Below are 642 nucleotides of genomic sequence, written 5' to 3'. Positions count from 1 at the left end.
GGGACCGTGACCGCCGAGGTACGGCGGCCCGCCCCGGCTGTGCTCAGCGCAACCGCAACTCGCCGCTGCGGGGCGGCCGTCGGGTGCGCCGTGGACCGCCGGGTAAGGCGGGGCCGGGGCACCGTAAGGCCGCGGCGTACGGGAGGAGCGGTGCGAGGCGTGCGGCCCGCGGTGGGCCTCGGCGCCGCCCGCTGGGGGTCACGCGGGAGCGACCTCCACCGCGTGGCCGACGAGTTCCAGCAGCGAGTCGAGGACGGTGGACCGCTCCCGCGCGTCCATGATCACGATCGGCGCCTCGGGCGGGACGGAGAGCGCCTCGCGGACGTCGGGTGCCTCGTAGCGGTCGGTGCCCTCGAAGTGGTTGACGGCGACGACGTAAGGGAACCCGCAGCTCTCGAAGTAGTCGAGCGCGGGGAAGCAGTCCTCCAGCCGCCGCGTGTCCGCCATCACCACGGCGCCGATGGCGCCCCTGACGAGGTCGTCCCACATGAACCAGAACCGTTGCTGGCCCGGCGTGCCGAAGAGGTAGAGGACGAGGTCGTCGGCGAGGGTGATGCGGCCGAAGTCCATGGCGACCGTGGTGGTCGTCTTCTCCGGCGTCGGGCCGAGGTCGTCTGTCCCCTCGCTCGCCTGCGTCATCAG

At 73.2% G+C, this 642-nt stretch carries 1 protein-coding gene; it reads right to left on the bottom strand.

Annotated elements, in window-relative coordinates:
• Positions 1-198 precede the first annotated feature (198 nt).
• The coding region (locus UWG_RS0111950; protein ID WP_016907447.1) for a GTP-binding protein at positions 199-642 on the bottom strand (444 nt) is incomplete at its 5' end.

The sequence above is a fragment of the Streptomyces xiaopingdaonensis genome (genome assembly GCF_000262345.1).
Lineage (GTDB): Bacteria > Actinomycetota > Actinomycetes > Streptomycetales > Streptomycetaceae > Streptomyces > Streptomyces xiaopingdaonensis.
The sequence above is the reverse complement of the archived record's forward strand: the minus strand, read 5'-3'. Positions and strand labels throughout refer to the sequence as shown.